Consider the following 16,193-nt stretch of genomic DNA (forward strand, 5'->3'; position numbering starts at 1 on the left):
CGCTCGACCACCGGCGGAGATGACACATGACGGACGACACACGTGCCACGCAATTGCTTTCGGGCCAGACCTGGGCCGATTTCTGCGACACCCTGAAGCGCAGCGGACAGCAGATCCTGCGCGCCGACGCGCCGGACGATCCGCTCACGCGCGCGGAAGGGTTCCGCTACCTGAGCCGGCTGATGCGCATCGCGCTCGAAATGCACGTCGAGTTCGCGGACGGCGCGTGGCCTGGCTTCTTCTCGCCGTCGCACGAGACCGCGAAGATCGGCGCCGACAATCCCGACAACCTGTACCAGTACGCGCGCCTCGACGGCCGCTGCGAATATCGCGTGACGGGGCGGCGCGGCACGGTCGCGTACTTGAGCTTCGGCACGCAGAAGGGCGGCTACGAAACGGACGGCAAGATGCTGCAGACTGGGTTTCTCGATGCGAAGCAACTCGAGATCGCGCCGGACGGCAGCTTCGAGATCGTGCTGAGCGCGACGCCGCGCGCGGGCAACTGGGTACGCATGGAGCCGGGCACGAACGCGCTGCTGGTGCGCCAGACCTTCCTCGACCGGCGCGCGGAGACGCCCGCGCAACTGAAGATCGAGCGCATCGGCGCGCACGACCGCCCGGCGCCGCTCGACCCGCTCGTACTGCAGGGCGGCCTCATGCGCGCCGCGCAGTTCGTCGAGCGGACGTCGAAGCTGTTCGCCGACTGGGCCGCGAGCTATGGGGCGCACGTGAACGCGCTGCCGCCCGCGGACCAGGCGCTGTGCCAGTCGGTCGGCGGCGATCCGAACATCTACTACTACCACTCGTGCTGGTCGCTGGCCGATGACGAGGCGCTCGTGATCGACGTCGACACGGTGCCCGACTGCGATTTCTGGAACGTGCAGCTCAACAACCACTGGATGGAGTCGCTCGACTACCGGCACTTCGACATCTGCGTGAACAAGCACAGCGCGCGCCTGAATGCCGACGGCGGCGTGACGGTGGTGGTCGCCGCGTCGCGGCCGGGCGACGCGAACTGGCTCGATACGGCCGGGCATCGCAGCGGCACGATCTGCTGGCGCTGGGTCGGCGCCGCGCGGCCGGTGCATCCGCGCACGCGCGTCGTCAAGCTCGCCGCGCTGAAGGAGGCCGCATGAACGTACCGCTCGACCGGATCCGCACGCTGCTCGATGCCGACGGGCTGATCGCCGAAGCCGTGTCGCGCACGGGCGGCCTTGCTGCGTTCGGCGACGGCCCGTATCGCGAGGCGCTCGACGTGATGTGCGCATCGCTGATCGATGAAGCGAAGCTGTCCGCGCGCGGCGCGGAGATGATGCGCGAGAAGCTCGTCGGCCAGCTCGTGAATCGGCTCGTCGTGGAGGATTACTGCCGGCGTTATCCGGAGATCGTCGACATCGAGATCGACGATCCGCTCGTGATCGTCGGGCTGCCGCGCACCGGCACGACGCTGCTGCAGCGGCTGCTCGCGGTCGACCCGCGCTTTCATTCGGCCGCATGGTGGGAAACGCGCTATCCGGCGCCGCTTTCCGGCGAGACGCTCGACGCGCCGACCGTGCGCATCGCGCGCGCGCAGGCAGAGGTCGCGACCATGATCGACTGCATTCCGCAGATCCTCGCGATTCATCCGCTCGACGCGATGCTCGTCGACGAGGAGTTCATGCTGATGGAGCACTCGTTCGTGTGCGCGATGGATTCGTACGCGAACGTGCCGGGCTATACGGCGTGGCTCGAGCAGCAGGACCTGACGCCCGTCTATACGTACCTGAAGCGCATGCTGCAGTTCCTGCAGTGGCAGAAGATGCAGCGCGGCGTCGCGCCGGCCGAGCGCTGGCTGCTGAAGACGCCGCAGCACCTGCATGCGCTCGACGTGCTGTGCCGCGTGTTTCCGCACGCGCAGGTGGTGCTCACGCACCGCGATCCGGCGCAGACGATTCCGTCGATGGCGAGCATGGCGCACACGCTGTGGCAGATGTACGCAGACGACCCGGATCCGCGCACGGTCGGCGCGCAGTGGCACGCGGGAATGGCCCGCGCGATCCGCGCGGCGATGACGGCGCGCGACGCGTTGCCGGCCGAGCGGTTTCTCGACGTGCGTTTCGAGGACACCGTGTCGAATCCGCTCGGGGTCGCCGAAGCCGTGTACCGCTTCGCCGGCATGCCGCTCGATGCACGGCAGCGCGCGGCGATGAAGGACTGGATGACGCGCAACGGCCGCGACAAGCGCGCCGCGCACGATTACTCGATCGCCCGCTTCGGCTTCACCCATGCGCAACTGGCGCACGACTTTGCCGCGTATCGCGCGCGGCACCTGCGGGCGGCCGACTGACGGCGCGCCCGCGAAACCAACGACAACCAGGAGACAACCCATGTTGCTGAAGGACAAGATCGTCGTGATTTCCGGAATCGGGCCGGGGCTCGGCGTGAAGCTCGCCGTCGAGGCGGCACGCGAGGGGGCGCGCGGCGTGGTCGTCGCGGCACGCACGATGGAAAAACTCGACGACGCGCAGGCGCGGATCGGCGCACTCGGCGTCGCGTGCGACGTGCTGAAGGTGCAAACCGACATCGCCGAGCGCGCGCAGTGCCGGCAACTCGCGATTCAGGCGGTCGAGCGCTTCGGCCGGATCGACGCGCTCGTGAACAGCGCGTTCGTGCACGGCACGTTTCCGGAGGCGGTCGAGGAAGCCGATCTCGACGGCTGGCGCGCGGTGTTCGACACCAACGTGTTCGGCACGATGACGCTCACGCAGGAAATCGTCCCGCACATGAAGCGGCAGAAGCGCGGCGCGATCGTGATGATCAACACGCAGGCCACCCGCAAGCCGTTTGCAGGGGAATCGGGCTACGCTATATCGAAGGGCGCGCTCGCGGTCGCGGCAAAATACCTCGCACGCGAGCTCGGCGTGCACGGGATCCGCGCGAACAGCATCCACATGGGCTGGATGTGGGGCGTGCCGACGCAGACGTATTTCCGGCAGGCGGCGGCCGAGTACGGAATGACCGAGGAGGAGATCATCGCGCCGATCGCGTCGAACATCGCGCTCGCGAAGCTGCCGACCGACGACGACTGCGCGCGCGCGGCGCTGTTCCTCGCGTCGGATTATGCGAACGCGGTGACCGGCGCGACGCTGGACGCGAACGGCGGCGACTTCATGCCCTGAGGACGGAGCGACGGATGATGCAGGAACGGCAACCCCACCGGGGACGACACTTCTTCGCGTTCAACGGTGACGCGGACGGCCTGTGCGCGCTGCAGCAACTGCGGCTCGCGGAGGGCGAACGCGGCACGCTCGTGACCGGCGTGAAGCGCGACATCAGGCTGCTCGAGCGAATCGACGCGCGGGCCGGCGACCGCGTGACCGTGCTCGACGTGTCGCACGACCAGAACCGCGACGCCTGCGCGCGGCTGTTGCGCGCAGGCGCGGCGATCCGCTACTTCGACCATCACTTCGCGGGCGAGCTGCCGGGCGATCCGCGTTTCGACGCGTATATCGACACGGCCGCCGACGTCTGCACGAGCGCGCTCGTGAACCGCCATCTCGGCGGCCGCCACGTGCGCTGGGCGATCGTCGCGGCGTTCGGCGACGAACTGCCGGCGCTCGGCGACGCGCTCGCGCGCGAATACGGGCTCGACGAGGCTGAACGCGGCACGCTCGCCGAGCTCGGGCTCTACCTGAACTACAACGCCTACGGCGACTGCGTCGACGATCTGCATTTCGATCCGGCGGTGCTCGCCGATGCGATGCTGCCGTGCGCGGATCCGCTCGACTTCGTGCGCGACACGCCGGTGTTCGCCGCGCTGCGCGACGGCTATCGCGACGACATGGCGCGGGCATGCGCGCTCGCGCCGCTGCGCGACGTGCCGGGCGCGACGCTGATCAGGATGCCGGATCATCCGTGGGCGCGGCGCGCGACGGGGATGCTCGCGAACGAGCGGATGCGCAATGCGCCGCATGCGGCGCTCGCGGTGCTGTCGCCGCGTGCGCAGGGCGGGCTCGTCGTCAGCGTGCGCGTGCCCGACGGCCGGCCGCTCGGCGCCGACGAATTCTGCCGCGATTTCCCGACCGGCGGCGGGCGCAAGCGCGCGGGCGGCATCAACCATCTGCCGGAAACCGAGTTCGACGCGTTCGCCGAACGTTTCGAGGCGGCCTTCCGTCTCGACTGAAACCGGGGGCCCGCGACGCGCGCGCCGTGCAACGATGCCACGGCGCGCGCCGTACCGCATCAGCCGGTCGCGTGCGCGAGCACGGCCGGCACGTTGTGGCCGTAGCAGCGCTCCTCGACGCGCTCCGCGATGCGCCAACCCTGCGCGGTGCGCATGAACCGGTCGACGTACCACAGCCCGAGGAACATCACCTGCGTGCCGCCGTCCGGCAGCGCGACTTCCATCGGATTGAAGCAGATCGTGCGGCCGCGCGCGGTGTCGCCGTCGAGCGTGATCGACAGGTTGCCGACCATGTGCTGGTATTGCGGGAACCTCGGCAGCACGGTGCGCAGCCACGCCTTGACGTCCGGATAGATGCCGGCGATGCCGCCCATCGCGCGATAGTCGATCGTCGCGTCGCGCGTGAACACCGCATCGAGCGCGTCGAAGTCGCGCGCATCGATCGCGCTCGAGTACGCGACGATCAGCTCGCGGATGTCGTGATGATCGGAGAGGGCCTGCAGATCGGGCATCGGCCGTTCTCCGTCACGCGCTTTTGCGCCGGCGGGACGCGTGCAGCGCTTCCGCGCGCCGCTTCACGTCGCGCGCGCACTGGTCGAATCCCTGTTTCACCCAGCCGCCGTGCTCGCGCATGATCGTTTCCGCGTTGATGCCGAGAAACTGGTCGGTCGTGAAGTAACGGCATCGTTCGGCGCCGTCGGCTTCGACGTACTGGTCGCGGCGCGCGGCGTCCTTGTTGTCGTCGATCGGGCGCTGCTCCCACGACAGCAGACGCTCGGGCTCGCACGCGACGAGGATTTCGTTGACGGGAATGACCGTCTCCGTGCCCGGAATGCGCACCTGCATGTACACGAAGTCGCCGATTCGGCCGGTCGTTTCGAGGCCGACGCAGAACGTGTTCCATTCGCCGTAGCGCGGGAAGTCGGTCAGCACTTCCCAGACGACGGAAGCGGGGGCGTCGATCGCGACGGTGATCGAGGTGACGAGATTGGCTGGTTTGGTCATGGCGCGTATCGGGTGAGATTGACGATGAGGGCGAGACCGCGGGCGCGCCCGGGCGGGTGCGCGCCGCGACGGCCGGAACGGTCCGCGCGCGCGGCGGCGGACCTGACGGATGCGTCGCGCGATGCGCGTGGCCGACCGGCGGCCGGTGCGTGCCGCGCATCGCGTTGAACCCGACATCGAGCGTAGGCCGGTGCGTCCGGTGAAGAATCGTCGGAATGGACTAAGGCGTTTCACCGGGCTCGCGATCCGGCCGGGCGTCGTCGTCGGGCCGCGACGCGTTGGCGGGCGCCGCACGTGTGCCGGACATCGACATCGCGCGTCCGTGCCGCGACAATACCGGTCACTTTTCCGTTTCCCGATCGAGGTGCCCGTGCCAGCGAAGTCGTCCGTTGCTCCTGCCGTCGTGTGGTTCCGCGACGATCTGCGCGTGACCGACCAGCCCGCGCTGACGCGCGCGGTCGCGTCGGGCCGGCCGCTCGTGTGCGTGTACGTCGACGACACGGGCGAAGGCGCAGGGCGCGCGCTCGGCGGCGCGGCGCGCTGGTGGCTGCACGGGGCGCTCGCCGGACTCGACGCGGCGCTCGTGCGTCATGGCGGCCGCCTGCTGCTGCTGCGCGGCGATGCGCCGCGCGAGATCGAACGCGTCGTGCACGACACGGGCGCTGCGGCCGTGTACTGGAACCGCCGCTATGCGCTGCCGCAGCGCGATGCCGATGCGGCGTTGAAGGCGTCGCTGAAGGCGCGCGGCATCGAGGTCGAGAGCAGCAACGGCAGCCTGCTGAACGAACCGTGGGAGGTGCTGACAGGCGCCGGCACGCCGTTCCAGGTGTTCACCGCATACTGGCGCGCGGTGCGGCGAGATCGCACGGTGGCGGCGCCGCTGCCGGAACCCGAACGGATCGCGTTTCACCCGTGGCCGGCCGGCGTGCGCGAACGTGCGCTGGCGCTCGACGCGCTCGCATTGCGTCCGAGTGCGCCGGACTGGGCAGGCGGCCTGCGCGACGCGTGGCCGACACCCGACGAGGCCGGCGCGCATGCGCGGCTCGACGCGTTTTCAGTCGAGTCGCTGGCCGGCTATGCCGATACGCGCGACCGGCCCGACCGGTCGGCGACGAGCCGGCTGTCGCCGTTCCTGCGCTTCGGCAACGTGTCGCCGCGCCAGGTGTGGCATGCGGTGCAGGGTGCCGCACAGGCGGGCGGCACGGCCTGCTCGGCCGGCGCCGAGAAATTCCTGAGCGAGCTCGGCTGGCGCGAATTCAGCCACGTGCTGCTGTATCACTTCCCGGCGCTCGCGACCGACAACTTCCGCGCGCAGTTCGACGCGATGCCGTGGCGCGACGATCCCGCCGCGCTGCGCGCCTGGCAGTGCGGGCTGACCGGCTATCCGCTCGTCGATGCGGGGATGCGCGAGCTGTGGGCGACCGGCTGGATGCACAACCGTGTGCGAATGGTCGTCGCGTCGTTTCTCGTCAAGCATCTGCTGATCGACTGGCGGGCCGGCGAGCGCTGGTTTTACGACACGCTCGTCGACGCGGACGTCGCGAACAACCCGGCGAACTGGCAATGGGTCGCTGGCTGCGGCGCCGACGCCGCGCCGTATTTCCGCATCTTCAATCCGGTGACGCAGGGCCGGAAGTTCGATCCGCAGGGCGCATACGTGCGCCGCTGGGTGCCGGAACTCGCGGGCCTCGACGCCGCGACGATCCATGCGCCGTGGGAGGCGTCGCCGGTGGAACTCGCGGTGGCCGGCGTGCGGCTCGGCAACGACTATCCGGCGCCGATCGTCGATCACAACGGCGCGCGGCAGCGTGCGCTCGATGCGCTGGCCACGTTGCCGAAGCGGCACTAGGCGTCGCGGGGCGCAGCCGACGCTCCGTGCGCGCGGTGCGGCTTGCCATGTCAGTTGCAGAATGCCGCGTGCTCGAGCAGCGCAAGCGCGACGCCCGAATTGAAGTACGCCGCGCCGCACCACGCGACGAACGCGAGCACGCCGACGGCCAGCGCCGCGCGCATCATGCCCACGCGGCCTTGCCCGGCACCGTGCGCGCGATGCGTGCGTCGTCGATCGGCAGGTGCAGCAGCGCGGCCAGCACGCCGAGCGCGATCGAGCCGATCCACAGCGGCAGATACGAATGCGTCGCGTCGTATACGAGCGCGCCGAGCCATACACCGAAGAAGCTGCCGAGCTGGTGCCCGAAGAAGACGAAGCCGAACAGCGTCGCGATGTAGCGCACGCCGAACACCTGCGAGATCACGCCGTTGGTCAGCGGCACGGTGCCGAGCCACGTGAAGCCCATCACGGCCGCGAACACGTAGACGCTCGCGGGCGACAACGGCGCCGCGACGAACGCGGCCATCGCCAGCGCGCGGACGAGATACAGCACGGACAGCACATACTTGCGCCGCAGCAGGCCGCCGAGATGGCCGCATGCGTAGGTGCCGGCCACGTTGGTCAACGCGATCAGCGCGAGCGCGACGCTGGCATGGCGCGCCGGCAGGCCGTGATCGAGGAGGTAGGCGGGCAGGTGGGTCGCGATGAACGCGAGCTGGAACCCGCACGCGAAGAACCCCGCGTTCAGCAGCCAGAAGCCGCGATGCGCGAACGCTTCGCGCACCGCCGCGCCGATGGACTGGTCGGGGCCGTCCGCGCGACGCGCGGCTTGCGCGTGCCGGTCGCGCACCAGCACGGCGAGCGGTGCGAGCAGCCCGGCGACGAGCGCGAGCGCGACGAACGCATGTTGCCAGCCGATGTCGCCGATCAGCACCTGCGCGACCGGCACCATGCAGAACTGGCCGAGCCCGCCGATCGCGCCGGCGACACCGAGCGCCCAGCCGCGCCGGTCCGGCGGAAACAGCCGGCTCAGCGCGCCGTAGATCGACGCGAAGGCCGACCCCGACAGCGCGATGCCGATCACGAGCCCGGTGCCGACCGTGAACACGCCGGCCGACGCGGCAAACGCCATCGTGACGAGCCCGGCCGCATACAGCAGCATGCCGGCGACGATCACGCGCACCGACCCGAAGCGGTCGGCGATCATGCCGGTGAACGGCTGCGCGATGCCCCAGATCAGATTCTGCAGCGCGAGCGCGAGGCCGAACGCTTCGCGCGACCAGCCGTGGTCGAGCGTGACGGGGGCGAGGAACAGCCCCTGCACGTGGCGGATGCCGAGCGCGGCGCCCATGATCAGGCCGCCCGCGAGCACCGGCAGCCAGCGGCGCCGGGTGTCTTGTTCGATCGGGGTCATGCGGGTCTTCGGATGAATGCGTGCGGCGCGACGCCGCGTTCGATTCGATTAGACGATCCGGTCGCCGCGCGCTCAAGCGATCATTCGGTTGCGTTCGCATGCGCGTGGGGAATGTGATGCGGGGTTCGGACGCGATGCCGGGGGGCGGATGCGTGGCGCCGCTGCGACGCATGCAGCCAGCGTGATGCGTGGCCGATGCAGCGTAGTCGGGGCGTCAGTGCATCGCCCGCGGCTGCGCGCATTCCGTGCGCAACGCCGCGCCGGCATCGGCTCGATGAGGTAACTCGCTCGCGGCTTACCGTTGCGCCACGTCGTACGCGCGCATCGCCGCGTCGCATTCGGCCGCTTCCGCGAGAATCCAGTCGCGCACGTCGGCGACTTCGCGGCGCGGTGCGGGATCGTGCCGGAACAGCCAGTAGCCGTACCTATCCGACAACGCCTGCGAGTGCGGGCCAAGCACCGCGAGCCGGCCGTCCGCGAGCATCGGCGCGACGAGCGCGAGCCGCCCGAGCGCGACGCCCTGGCCGGCGATCGCGGCGTGGATCACCTGGTCGTACTGGTTGAAGCGCAGCACGCCCTTCGGGCGCGCGTCGCCGAGCCCGGCCGCGTGCAGGTGCGCACGCCACTGCAGTTGCGTTTGCGGCGGCCCGTCGAATTCGAGCAGCACGTGGTCGGCGATCGCGGCCGCGTCGGTGACGGGCCGCGTGGCCAGCGTCGGGTGCGCGACCGGCACGACGACCTCGTCGAACAGGTGCAGCGCGCCGGCCGGCGCGCGCTCGCGCGGGCAGTAGCGGATGCCGAGGTCGATGCCTTCCGCGCGCAAATCGAGTACCTTGTCGTTCGCGGCCACGCGCAAGTCGACGTCGGGCAGGCGCGCCTGCAGGCGCCCGAGCCGCGGCAGCAGCCACAGCGCGGTGACGCCGATGCTCGCGGTGATCGTGACGGGCTGGCGCTCGCGCGCGGCGGCGAGCGACGCGACGGTGTCCTGCAGGCTGAGCAGCGCCGCGTCGGCGGCGCGAAACAGCCGCTCGCCTTCCGGCGTGAACGCGATCTTGCGATAGCCGCGCTGCAGCAGCGCGACGCCGAGATGCGCCTCGAGCGCGTGCACCTGGCGGCTGACCGCCGACTGCGTGACGCACAGGTCCTGCGCGGCGAGCGTGATGCTCATGCGGCGGCCGACGGCGACGAAGCCGCGCACGAGGTCGAGCGACGGGAGACGGACGAGCGGCGTTGACATGCGTAGGGCTCATGCGAACGGAGCAGCAAGATTGGTTGAGAACGCCGGGCGCGTCAAGTTCAATGGAGGCTGGCCGATCGGGCGAGCGCGGCGTGATGCGGTGCCGCACAGGAGACAGGATGACGATTTCGAACGAAGCAGCCGGGGCGGATCAGGCGGCCGGGCGCGCGGCGGGCGCGTTGCCGCCGCAGGCCGTGACGCTGACCGCGGCCGACGGTTACGTGCTGCGCGGCTACGTGTGGCGGCATCGCGGCGGCGGCGCCGCGCGGCCCGTGACGGTCGTCAATTGCGCGACGTCGGTGCGCTGCGACTATTACTTCCGCTTCGCGGCCTGGCTGTTCGCGCAGGGGCGTGACGTACTCGTCTACGACTATCGCGGGATCGGCGGATCGCGCCCCGCGCGGCTCGCGAAGCTGCGCGCGAACTGGCTCGACTGGGGGCGGCTCGATTGCGAGGCCGCGCTGCAGTACGCGCGCGACGCGTTTCCCGGCCAGCCGCTCGACGTTGTCGCGCACAGCATCGGCGGCTGCGTGCTCGGGCTCGCGGCGTCGAACGCGTACGTGCGTCATGCGGTGACCGTCGGCGCGCAGTATGCGTACTGGCGTGACTATCGGCCGGCAGAGCGGCGGCGCATGTGGTGGAAGTGGCACGTCGCGATGCCGGCGCTCGCGGCCGTGTTCGGCTACGTGCCCGCGAAACGGCTTGGCTGGATGGAGGATACGCCGCGCGGCGTCGCGCTGTCGTGGGTGCGTTCGCAGCCGCGTTTCGAGGATGCCTATACGCACGGCCTGCTCGCCGAAACCGCGGCGAGCCGCGCCGCGCTGCCGGCCCGCTTCGCGCGGCTGCCGGCGCCGATGCTCGCGATCGGCCTCGACGACGACGGGTTCGGCACGGTCGACGCGATCGAGCGACTGGTCGGCTACTACACGGGCAGCGACGTCACGCATCTGCGGATCGCGCCGCGCGACATCGGTGTCGACGCGATCGGCCACTTCGCGTTCTTCCACAGCCGCTTCACCGACACGTTGTGGCCCGTGGCGCTGTACTGGCTGCAACACGGCGTGCTGCCGGCCGACGCACCGGGCCGCGTCCACGCGCGCCATCCGGCGCAGCGTGCGCGGCTGGCGGGAAGCGGCATGCCGGGTGCCGTCGCGCACGGGTGACCGCGGGGTGCCCGCGCACGCGAGGGTGGCCAGGCCGTCGCGTCGATGCGGCGGCAGCGCCTGCCGCCACTGTCGACGATCGCGGCCGCGCCGCGCGATCGATTAACATCGGACGTTTCATTCGACTGGCTGCCCCGTGCCGACGTACATTCCATCCGATTCCGGGATTCCCGCCGACCCGTCCCGCGCGTGGCGCATGCACCTGCTCGACGTGCCGCCGGCCGCGTCGCGGGCCGGCGTGCAGGTCGCGCGCATCGATTTCGACTGGCATGTGCCGCTCGCGTCGCCGGCCTATGCGGCACTGAGTGACGCCGAGCGCGCGCGTGCCGGGCGCTACCTGCGGCGCGAGGATGCGGTGCGCAGTGCCGCGACGCGCGCCGCGCTGCGCGACGTGCTCGGCGCGGCGCTCGACGTGGCGGCAAAGGACATCGTGATCGTCGTCGACGCATCGGGACGGCCGTCGCTCGACCCCGCGCATCGCGCATCGCTCGATTTCAACGTGTCGCATGCGGGCGATCACGCGCTGATCGCATGGACAGGGACGGGACGTGTCGGCGTCGATATCGAAAGCTGCAACCGTTCGACCGACTGGCGTGCGCTGACGCGCGAAGTGTGCGCGACCGCCGAGGCCGCGTATCTCGACGGCCTGCCGCTGGCCGCGCGTGCCGACGCGTTCATGCGCGTGTGGTCCGCGAAGGAGGCGTTGCTGAAGGCGCTCGGCACCGGCATCGTCGGCGGGCTGCGCGCGTTCGCGGTCGTGCCGCCGCGCGATGCGGCGACGCCCGCGACGACGATCGTCGAGCCGGCCGCGCCCGCCGCCGGCGTGGCCGCGTTCGATGCGGGCTGGCTCGACGCGGCGCCCGGCTACGCGGCGTGCGTCGCGTGGACGCGTTGAACCCGTTTCGGCACGCGACGCTCACCCGAGCGGCACGTCGTTCGGCGTCGCGTAGCGCGCCCTGATCACGTCGCTCATCGGGCAGTCGAACGCGCGCGCTTTCGGCGGCACCGGCTTCATGAACCACGTGTCATCTTCTTCTCCTCGTTCATCGTTCGCAGCAGGCGTTCGGACGTCGTGCCCTGATTCGTCACGACCGTCTCGCCGGCGCGATCGCGGAAGTCGCGGATGCCCGGGTTCGTGCGCGTAAGCAGGCGCGTCGTCGCGACGAAGAAGGTGGTCGGTCACCCGGGGCCGGATGGTCTTGGCAGGTCGCCGTGGGCGGATCGCGAGGAAGCGTCAATTCGGACGTTGCCAACGAAAAATAAACTGCAACGGATGTTAATTGCCGGGGCTGTCGGGCCACTCCGGCGGGCCGCCCCGGATATCAGGGAAACTCCCGAGTCGAAATCGTGAAAAACGGGGTTGTCTAGACAAGTTGCGATGGCTACACTGCAATCCATCACGAACTTGTCTAGACAGGATTGATCACATGATTACGTTGACCCCCGGCCACCTGACCCTCCCGCAACTGCGCAAGATCGCTCGCGAATCCGTGCAGCTCACGCTCGACCCGGCGAGCTTCGCGAAGATCGACGCAGGCGCGAAGGCCGTCGCCGACATCGCGGCAAAGGGCGAGCCGGCATACGGCATCAACACGGGCTTCGGCCGCCTGGCCAGCACGCACATCCCGCACGACCAGCTCGAGCTGCTGCAGAAGAACCTGGTGCTGTCGCACGCGGTCGGCGTGGGCGAGCCGATGGCACGCTCGTCGGTGCGTCTGCTGATGGCGCTGAAGCTGTCGAGCCTCGGCCGCGGCCACTCGGGCATCCGCCGCGAGGTGATGGACGCGCTGATCACGCTGTTCAACGCCGACGTGCTGCCGCTGATCCCGGTGAAGGGCTCGGTCGGCGCATCGGGCGACCTCGCGCCGCTCGCGCACATGTCGGCCGTGCTGCTCGGCGTCGGTGAAGTGTTCATCCGCGGCGAGCGCGCCAGCGCGCTCGACGGTCTGCGCGTCGCGGGCCTCGCGCCGCTCACGCTGCAGGCGAAGGAAGGCCTCGCGCTGCTGAACGGCACGCAAGCCTCGACGGCGCTGGCGCTCGACAACATGTTCGCGATCGAAGACCTGTACCGCACCGCGCTCGTCGCGGGTGCGCTGTCGGTCGACGCGGCGGCCGGCTCGGTGAAGCCGTTCGATGCCCGCATCCACGAACTGCGCGGCCATCAAGGCCAGATCGACGCGGCCGCGTCGTACCGCGACCTGCTCGAAGGTTCGCCGATCAACCAGTCGCACCGCGACTGCGACAAGGTGCAGGATCCGTACAGCCTGCGCTGCCAGCCGCAGGTGATGGGCGCGTGCCTGGACCAGATGCGCCACGCGGCCGACGTGCTGCTGGTCGAAGCGAACGCCGTGTCGGACAACCCGCTGATCTTCCCGGATACCGGCGAAGTGCTGTCGGGCGGCAACTTCCACGCCGAACCCGTCGCATTCGCGGCCGACAACCTGGCGCTCGCCGCATCGGAAATCGGCGCGCTGGCCGAGCGCCGCATCGCACTGCTGATCGACGCGACGCTGTCGGGCCTGCCCCCGTTCCTCGTGAAGGACGGCGGCGTGAACTCGGGCTTCATGATCGCCCACGTGACGGCAGCCGCCCTGGCATCGGAAAACAAGACGCTCGCGCACCCGGCGTCGGTCGACTCGCTGCCGACCTCGGCGAACCAGGAAGACCACGTGTCGATGGCGACGTTCGCCGCGCGCAAGCTCGCCGACATCGCGGAAAACACGAAGCACATCCTCGCGATCGAACTGCTGGCCGCCGCTCAAGGCGTCGACCTGCGCGCGCCGTACCACACGAGCCCGAAGCTCGCGCCCGTGATGGAAACGATCCGCAGCAAGGTTGCGCATTACGAGCTCGACCACTACTTCGCACCGGACATCGCAGCAGTCGCGAAGCTCGTCGACGAGCGCGCATTCGCGAAGATCGCGCCGTTCTCGTTCGCATCGGAACAGTAAGCCCATGAGCGCGCCGGTCTACCAGGAGATCAAGGATTTCATCCTGGGCCGCATTCACGCCGGCGAGTGGGCGGAGGGCGACCAGGTGCCCTCCGAGAACGAACTGGCCCGCGAGTTCAAGGTCGCGCGCATGACCGTCAACCGCGCGTTGCGCGAGTTGACGGCCGAGCAGGTGCTCACGCGCATGAAGGGCGCCGGCACCTACGTCGCGCGGCCGAAGTACGAGTCGACGCTCGTCGCGATTCGCAGCATCTCGGAAGAGGTCGACGCGCGCGGGCATGCGTACCGCGCCAGCGTGCTCGGCCTCGAGACGATCCGCGCCGACGAGGCGCTCGCCGACGAGATGCAGATGACCGTGCGCGCGAAGCTGTTTTATTCGCAGGTGTTGCACTTCGAGAATGACGAACCCGTCCAGCTCGAAGAACGGTGGGTGAATCCGGCGGTCGCGCCGGATTATGCCGAGCAGGATTTCACGAACACGACGCCGAACCTGTACCTGATGCGCGCAGCCCCGCTGCAGCGCGTCGAGTACCGGATCGAAGCGGCGGCCCCGGCGCCCGAGCGGCGCGAGCAGCTGCGAATGGACGACGTCGAGCCGTGTCTCGTTTTACATAGGCGCACCTGGTCGCAGGGCGTCGTCGCCTCGGTGGCGAATCTGTGGCACCCCGGCAGCCGTTATCGCTTCACCGGGCATTTCTGATTCCTATTTGATATTCACTTTCCCTCGGGAGCAGTCGTCATGAACCATCCGAAACACATCGATCCCCGTCTCGATCCGACGCGTACGATCCGCGCGCCGCGCGGCAGCGAGAAGGTCTGCAAGACCTGGCTGGCCGAAGCTGCCTACCGGATGATCCAGAACAACCTGGATCCGGAAGTCGCCGAGCATCCGCACGCGCTCGTCGTGTACGGCGGCATCGGCCGCGCGGCGCGCAACTGGGAATGCTTCGACCAGATCCTCGCGTCGCTGAAGGATCTCGGCGAGGACGAGACGCTGCTCGTGCAATCGGGCAAGCCGGTCGGCGTGTTCCGCACGCACAAGGATGCGCCGCGCGTGCTGCTCGCGAACTCGAACCTGGTGCCGCACTGGGCGACCTGGGAGCACTTCAACGAGCTCGACCGCAAGGGCCTGATGATGTACGGCCAGATGACGGCCGGCAGCTGGATCTATATCGGCAGCCAGGGCATCGTGCAGGGCACCTATGAAACGTTCTTCTCGGTCGCGAACCAGCATTTCAACGGCGACCCGTCGGGCCGCTGGATCCTGACGGGCGGTCTCGGCGGCATGGGCGGCGCGCAGCCGCTGGCGGCGACGATGGCCGGCTTCTCGATGATCGCGGTCGAGTGCGACGAGACGCGCATCGACTTCCGCCTGAAGACGCGCTACGTCGACAAGAAGGCGACGACGCTCGACGAGGCGCTCGGCATGATCGAGGAAGCGAAGCGCACCGGCAAGCCGGTGTCGATCGGCCTGCTCGGCAACGCGGCCGACGTGTTCACGGAGTGCGTCGAACGCGGCATCACGCCGGACTGCGTGACCGACCAGACGAGCGCGCACGACCCGATCAACGGCTACCTGCCGCAAGGCTGGAGCGTCGCGCAATGGCGCGAGACGCAGAAGGTCGATCCGGAAGGCATCGTGCATCCGGCGAAGCAGTCGATGGCAGTGCAGGTGCGCGCGATGCTGACGCTGCAGGAGCGCGGCGCGGCCACGCTCGACTACGGCAACAACATCCGCCAGATGGCGCTGGAAATGGGTGTCGAGAACGCGTTCGACTTCCCGGGCTTCGTGCCGGCCTATATCCGCCCGCTGTTCTGCGAAGGCAAGGGCCCGTTCCGCTGGGTCGCGCTGTCGGGCGATCCGGAAGACATCTACAAGACCGACCAGAAGGTGAAGGAGCTGATCCCCGACGATCCGCACCTGCACAACTGGCTCGACATGGCACGCGAGCGCATCGCGTTCCAGGGCCTGCCCGCACGGATCTGCTGGGTTGGCGTGAAGGATCGCTATCGCCTCGGCCAGGCGTTCAACGAGATGGTGAAGAACGGTGAACTGAAGGCCCCGATCGTGATCGGCCGCGACCACCTCGACACCGGTTCGGTCGCGAGCCCGAACCGCGAGACGGAATCGATGAAGGACGGCTCGGACGCCGTGAGCGACTGGCCGCTGCTGAACGCACTGCTGAACACCGCGGGCGGCGCATCGTGGGTGTCGCTGCATCACGGCGGTGGCGTCGGGATGGGCTTCTCGCAGCACTCGGGCGTCGTGATCGTCGCCGACGGTACGGCTGACGCGCACGAGCGTCTCGGTCGCGTGCTGCTGAACGATCCGGCGACGGGCGTGATGCGTCATGCGGATGCCGGCTACGAACTCGCGCAGCAGACGGCCCGCGAAGCCGGCCTGAAGCTGCCAATGCTCGGCCGCTGAGC

General features: G+C 69.5%; 15 protein-coding genes and 1 pseudogene. 10 read left to right on the top strand and 6 right to left on the bottom strand.

The window, feature by feature from the left end:
- Positions 1-26: 26 nt before the first annotated feature.
- Genes LGM71_RS17630 through LGM71_RS17645 form a run of 4 tightly spaced genes read left to right on the top strand, consistent with a single transcriptional unit; the run spans position 27 to position 4,162 of the window.
- Positions 27-1,136: a DUF1214 domain-containing protein gene (locus LGM71_RS17630; RefSeq protein WP_226115580.1), complete on the top strand. Its 1,110-nt coding sequence runs from the start codon at positions 27-29 to the stop codon at positions 1,134-1,136.
- Positions 1,133-2,326 carry a sulfotransferase family protein gene (locus LGM71_RS17635; protein ID WP_226115581.1) on the top strand — a complete coding sequence of 398 codons (1,194 nt, stop codon included), beginning with the start codon at positions 1,133-1,135 and terminating at the stop codon, positions 2,324-2,326. Before LGM71_RS17630 ends, LGM71_RS17635 begins: the two co-directional genes overlap by 4 nt.
- A gap of 40 nt (positions 2,327-2,366) precedes the next feature.
- Entirely contained in the window at positions 2,367-3,158 is a 792-nt protein-coding gene (locus LGM71_RS17640; RefSeq protein ID WP_226115582.1) for an SDR family oxidoreductase, read from the top strand.
- Between the two features lie 14 nt (positions 3,159-3,172).
- A complete protein-coding gene (locus LGM71_RS17645; RefSeq protein ID WP_413226886.1) occupies positions 3,173-4,162 on the top strand; it encodes an acetyltransferase in 990 nt (329 codons plus the stop codon).
- Positions 4,163-4,221: 59 nt separating this feature from the next.
- Here the strand turns inward: LGM71_RS17645 and LGM71_RS17650 are convergent, their stop codons facing one another.
- The gene (locus LGM71_RS17650) at positions 4,222-4,674 is read right to left on the bottom strand and encodes a nuclear transport factor 2 family protein (protein WP_226115584.1); all 453 of its coding nucleotides are present in this window, start codon (positions 4,672-4,674) and stop codon (positions 4,222-4,224) included.
- A gap of 13 nt (positions 4,675-4,687) precedes the next feature.
- Positions 4,688-5,167 carry an SRPBCC domain-containing protein gene (locus LGM71_RS17655; RefSeq protein ID WP_174913133.1) on the bottom strand — a complete coding sequence of 160 codons (480 nt, stop codon included), beginning with the start codon at positions 5,165-5,167 and terminating at the stop codon, positions 4,688-4,690.
- A gap of 370 nt (positions 5,168-5,537) precedes the next feature.
- On the opposite strand from LGM71_RS17655, the gene LGM71_RS17660 reads away from it, so the two are divergent.
- Positions 5,538-7,016: a cryptochrome/photolyase family protein gene (locus LGM71_RS17660; protein WP_226115592.1), complete on the top strand. Its 1,479-nt coding sequence runs from the start codon at positions 5,538-5,540 to the stop codon at positions 7,014-7,016.
- 50 nt (positions 7,017-7,066) lie between these two features.
- On the opposite strand, the gene LGM71_RS33180 is transcribed toward LGM71_RS17660, so the two are convergent.
- From LGM71_RS33180 to LGM71_RS17670, 3 genes are all read right to left on the bottom strand, one after another.
- Positions 7,067-7,189, bottom strand: a complete 123-nt coding sequence (locus LGM71_RS33180) for a hypothetical protein (protein ID WP_264160566.1) — start codon at positions 7,187-7,189, stop codon at positions 7,067-7,069.
- A complete protein-coding gene (locus LGM71_RS17665) occupies positions 7,180-8,412 on the bottom strand; it encodes an MFS transporter (RefSeq protein ID WP_226115594.1) in 1,233 nt (410 codons plus the stop codon). The genes LGM71_RS33180 and LGM71_RS17665 overlap by 10 nt, the downstream gene beginning before the upstream one ends.
- Positions 8,413-8,707: 295 nt before the next feature.
- Positions 8,708-9,649: a LysR substrate-binding domain-containing protein gene (locus LGM71_RS17670; RefSeq protein ID WP_226115597.1), complete on the bottom strand. Its 942-nt coding sequence runs from the start codon at positions 9,647-9,649 to the stop codon at positions 8,708-8,710.
- A 119-nt stretch (positions 9,650-9,768) separates the two neighbouring features.
- Here LGM71_RS17670 and LGM71_RS17675 point away from each other — a divergent pair, with 119 nt between their 5' ends.
- Both LGM71_RS17675 and LGM71_RS17680 read left to right on the top strand, forming a co-directional pair.
- On the top strand, positions 9,769-10,812 hold the full coding sequence (locus LGM71_RS17675) for an alpha/beta fold hydrolase (RefSeq protein WP_226115599.1): 1,044 nt from the start codon (positions 9,769-9,771) through the stop codon (positions 10,810-10,812).
- Between the two features lie 196 nt (positions 10,813-11,008).
- On the top strand, positions 11,009-11,707 hold the full coding sequence (locus LGM71_RS17680) for a 4'-phosphopantetheinyl transferase family protein (protein ID WP_226116104.1): 699 nt from the start codon (positions 11,009-11,011) through the stop codon (positions 11,705-11,707).
- A 21-nt stretch (positions 11,708-11,728) separates the two neighbouring features.
- Here the strand turns inward: LGM71_RS17680 and LGM71_RS17685 are convergent.
- Positions 11,729-11,988: pseudogene (locus tag LGM71_RS17685) on the bottom strand (hypothetical protein); the annotation flags it as partial.
- A gap of 251 nt (positions 11,989-12,239) precedes the next feature.
- On the opposite strand from LGM71_RS17685, the gene hutH reads away from it, so the two are divergent.
- From hutH to hutU, 3 genes are read left to right on the top strand one after another with little or no spacing between them, the layout of a single operon-like run.
- Complete coding sequence (gene hutH / locus LGM71_RS17690) at positions 12,240-13,763, top strand: histidine ammonia-lyase (RefSeq protein WP_226115601.1); 1,524 nt, start codon at positions 12,240-12,242, stop codon at positions 13,761-13,763.
- A 4-nt stretch (positions 13,764-13,767) separates the two neighbouring features.
- Positions 13,768-14,463, top strand: coding sequence for a histidine utilization repressor (gene hutC, locus LGM71_RS17695; RefSeq protein WP_059599060.1), 696 nt, complete (start codon positions 13,768-13,770; stop codon positions 14,461-14,463).
- 39 nt (positions 14,464-14,502) lie between these two features.
- Positions 14,503-16,191 carry a urocanate hydratase gene (gene hutU / locus LGM71_RS17700; RefSeq protein WP_059599061.1) on the top strand — a complete coding sequence of 563 codons (1,689 nt, stop codon included), beginning with the start codon at positions 14,503-14,505 and terminating at the stop codon, positions 16,189-16,191.
- Positions 16,192-16,193 lie beyond the last annotated feature (2 nt).

The organism is Burkholderia sp. AU33545 (genome assembly GCF_020419685.1).
In the GTDB taxonomy this organism is placed as follows: Bacteria; Pseudomonadota; Gammaproteobacteria; order Burkholderiales; family Burkholderiaceae; genus Burkholderia; species Burkholderia diffusa.

Excerpts from the sequence above, each read along its gene's own strand:
- LGM71_RS17630 (WP_226115580.1), top strand. The coding sequence starts at position 27 with ATGACGGACGACACACGTGCCACGCAATTGCTTTCGGGCCAGACCTGG.
- LGM71_RS17635 (WP_226115581.1), top strand. The coding sequence starts at position 1,133 with ATGAACGTACCGCTCGACCGGATCCGCACGCTGCTCGATGCCGACGGG.
- LGM71_RS17640 (WP_226115582.1), top strand. The coding sequence starts at position 2,367 with ATGTTGCTGAAGGACAAGATCGTCGTGATTTCCGGAATCGGGCCGGGG.
- LGM71_RS17645 (WP_413226886.1), top strand. The coding sequence starts at position 3,173 with ATGATGCAGGAACGGCAACCCCACCGGGGACGACACTTCTTCGCGTTC.
- LGM71_RS17650 (WP_226115584.1), bottom strand. The coding sequence starts at position 4,674 with ATGCCCGATCTGCAGGCCCTCTCCGATCATCACGACATCCGCGAGCTG.
- LGM71_RS17655 (WP_174913133.1), bottom strand. The coding sequence starts at position 5,167 with ATGACCAAACCAGCCAATCTCGTCACCTCGATCACCGTCGCGATCGAC.
- LGM71_RS17665 (WP_226115594.1), bottom strand. The coding sequence starts at position 8,412 with ATGACCCCGATCGAACAAGACACCCGGCGCCGCTGGCTGCCGGTGCTC.
- LGM71_RS17670 (WP_226115597.1), bottom strand. The coding sequence starts at position 9,649 with ATGTCAACGCCGCTCGTCCGTCTCCCGTCGCTCGACCTCGTGCGCGGC.
- LGM71_RS17675 (WP_226115599.1), top strand. The coding sequence starts at position 9,769 with ATGACGATTTCGAACGAAGCAGCCGGGGCGGATCAGGCGGCCGGGCGC.
- LGM71_RS17680 (WP_226116104.1), top strand. The coding sequence starts at position 11,009 with ATGCACCTGCTCGACGTGCCGCCGGCCGCGTCGCGGGCCGGCGTGCAG.
- hutH (WP_226115601.1), top strand. The coding sequence starts at position 12,240 with ATGATTACGTTGACCCCCGGCCACCTGACCCTCCCGCAACTGCGCAAG.
- hutC (WP_059599060.1), top strand. The coding sequence starts at position 13,768 with ATGAGCGCGCCGGTCTACCAGGAGATCAAGGATTTCATCCTGGGCCGC.
- hutU (WP_059599061.1), top strand. The coding sequence starts at position 14,503 with ATGAACCATCCGAAACACATCGATCCCCGTCTCGATCCGACGCGTACG.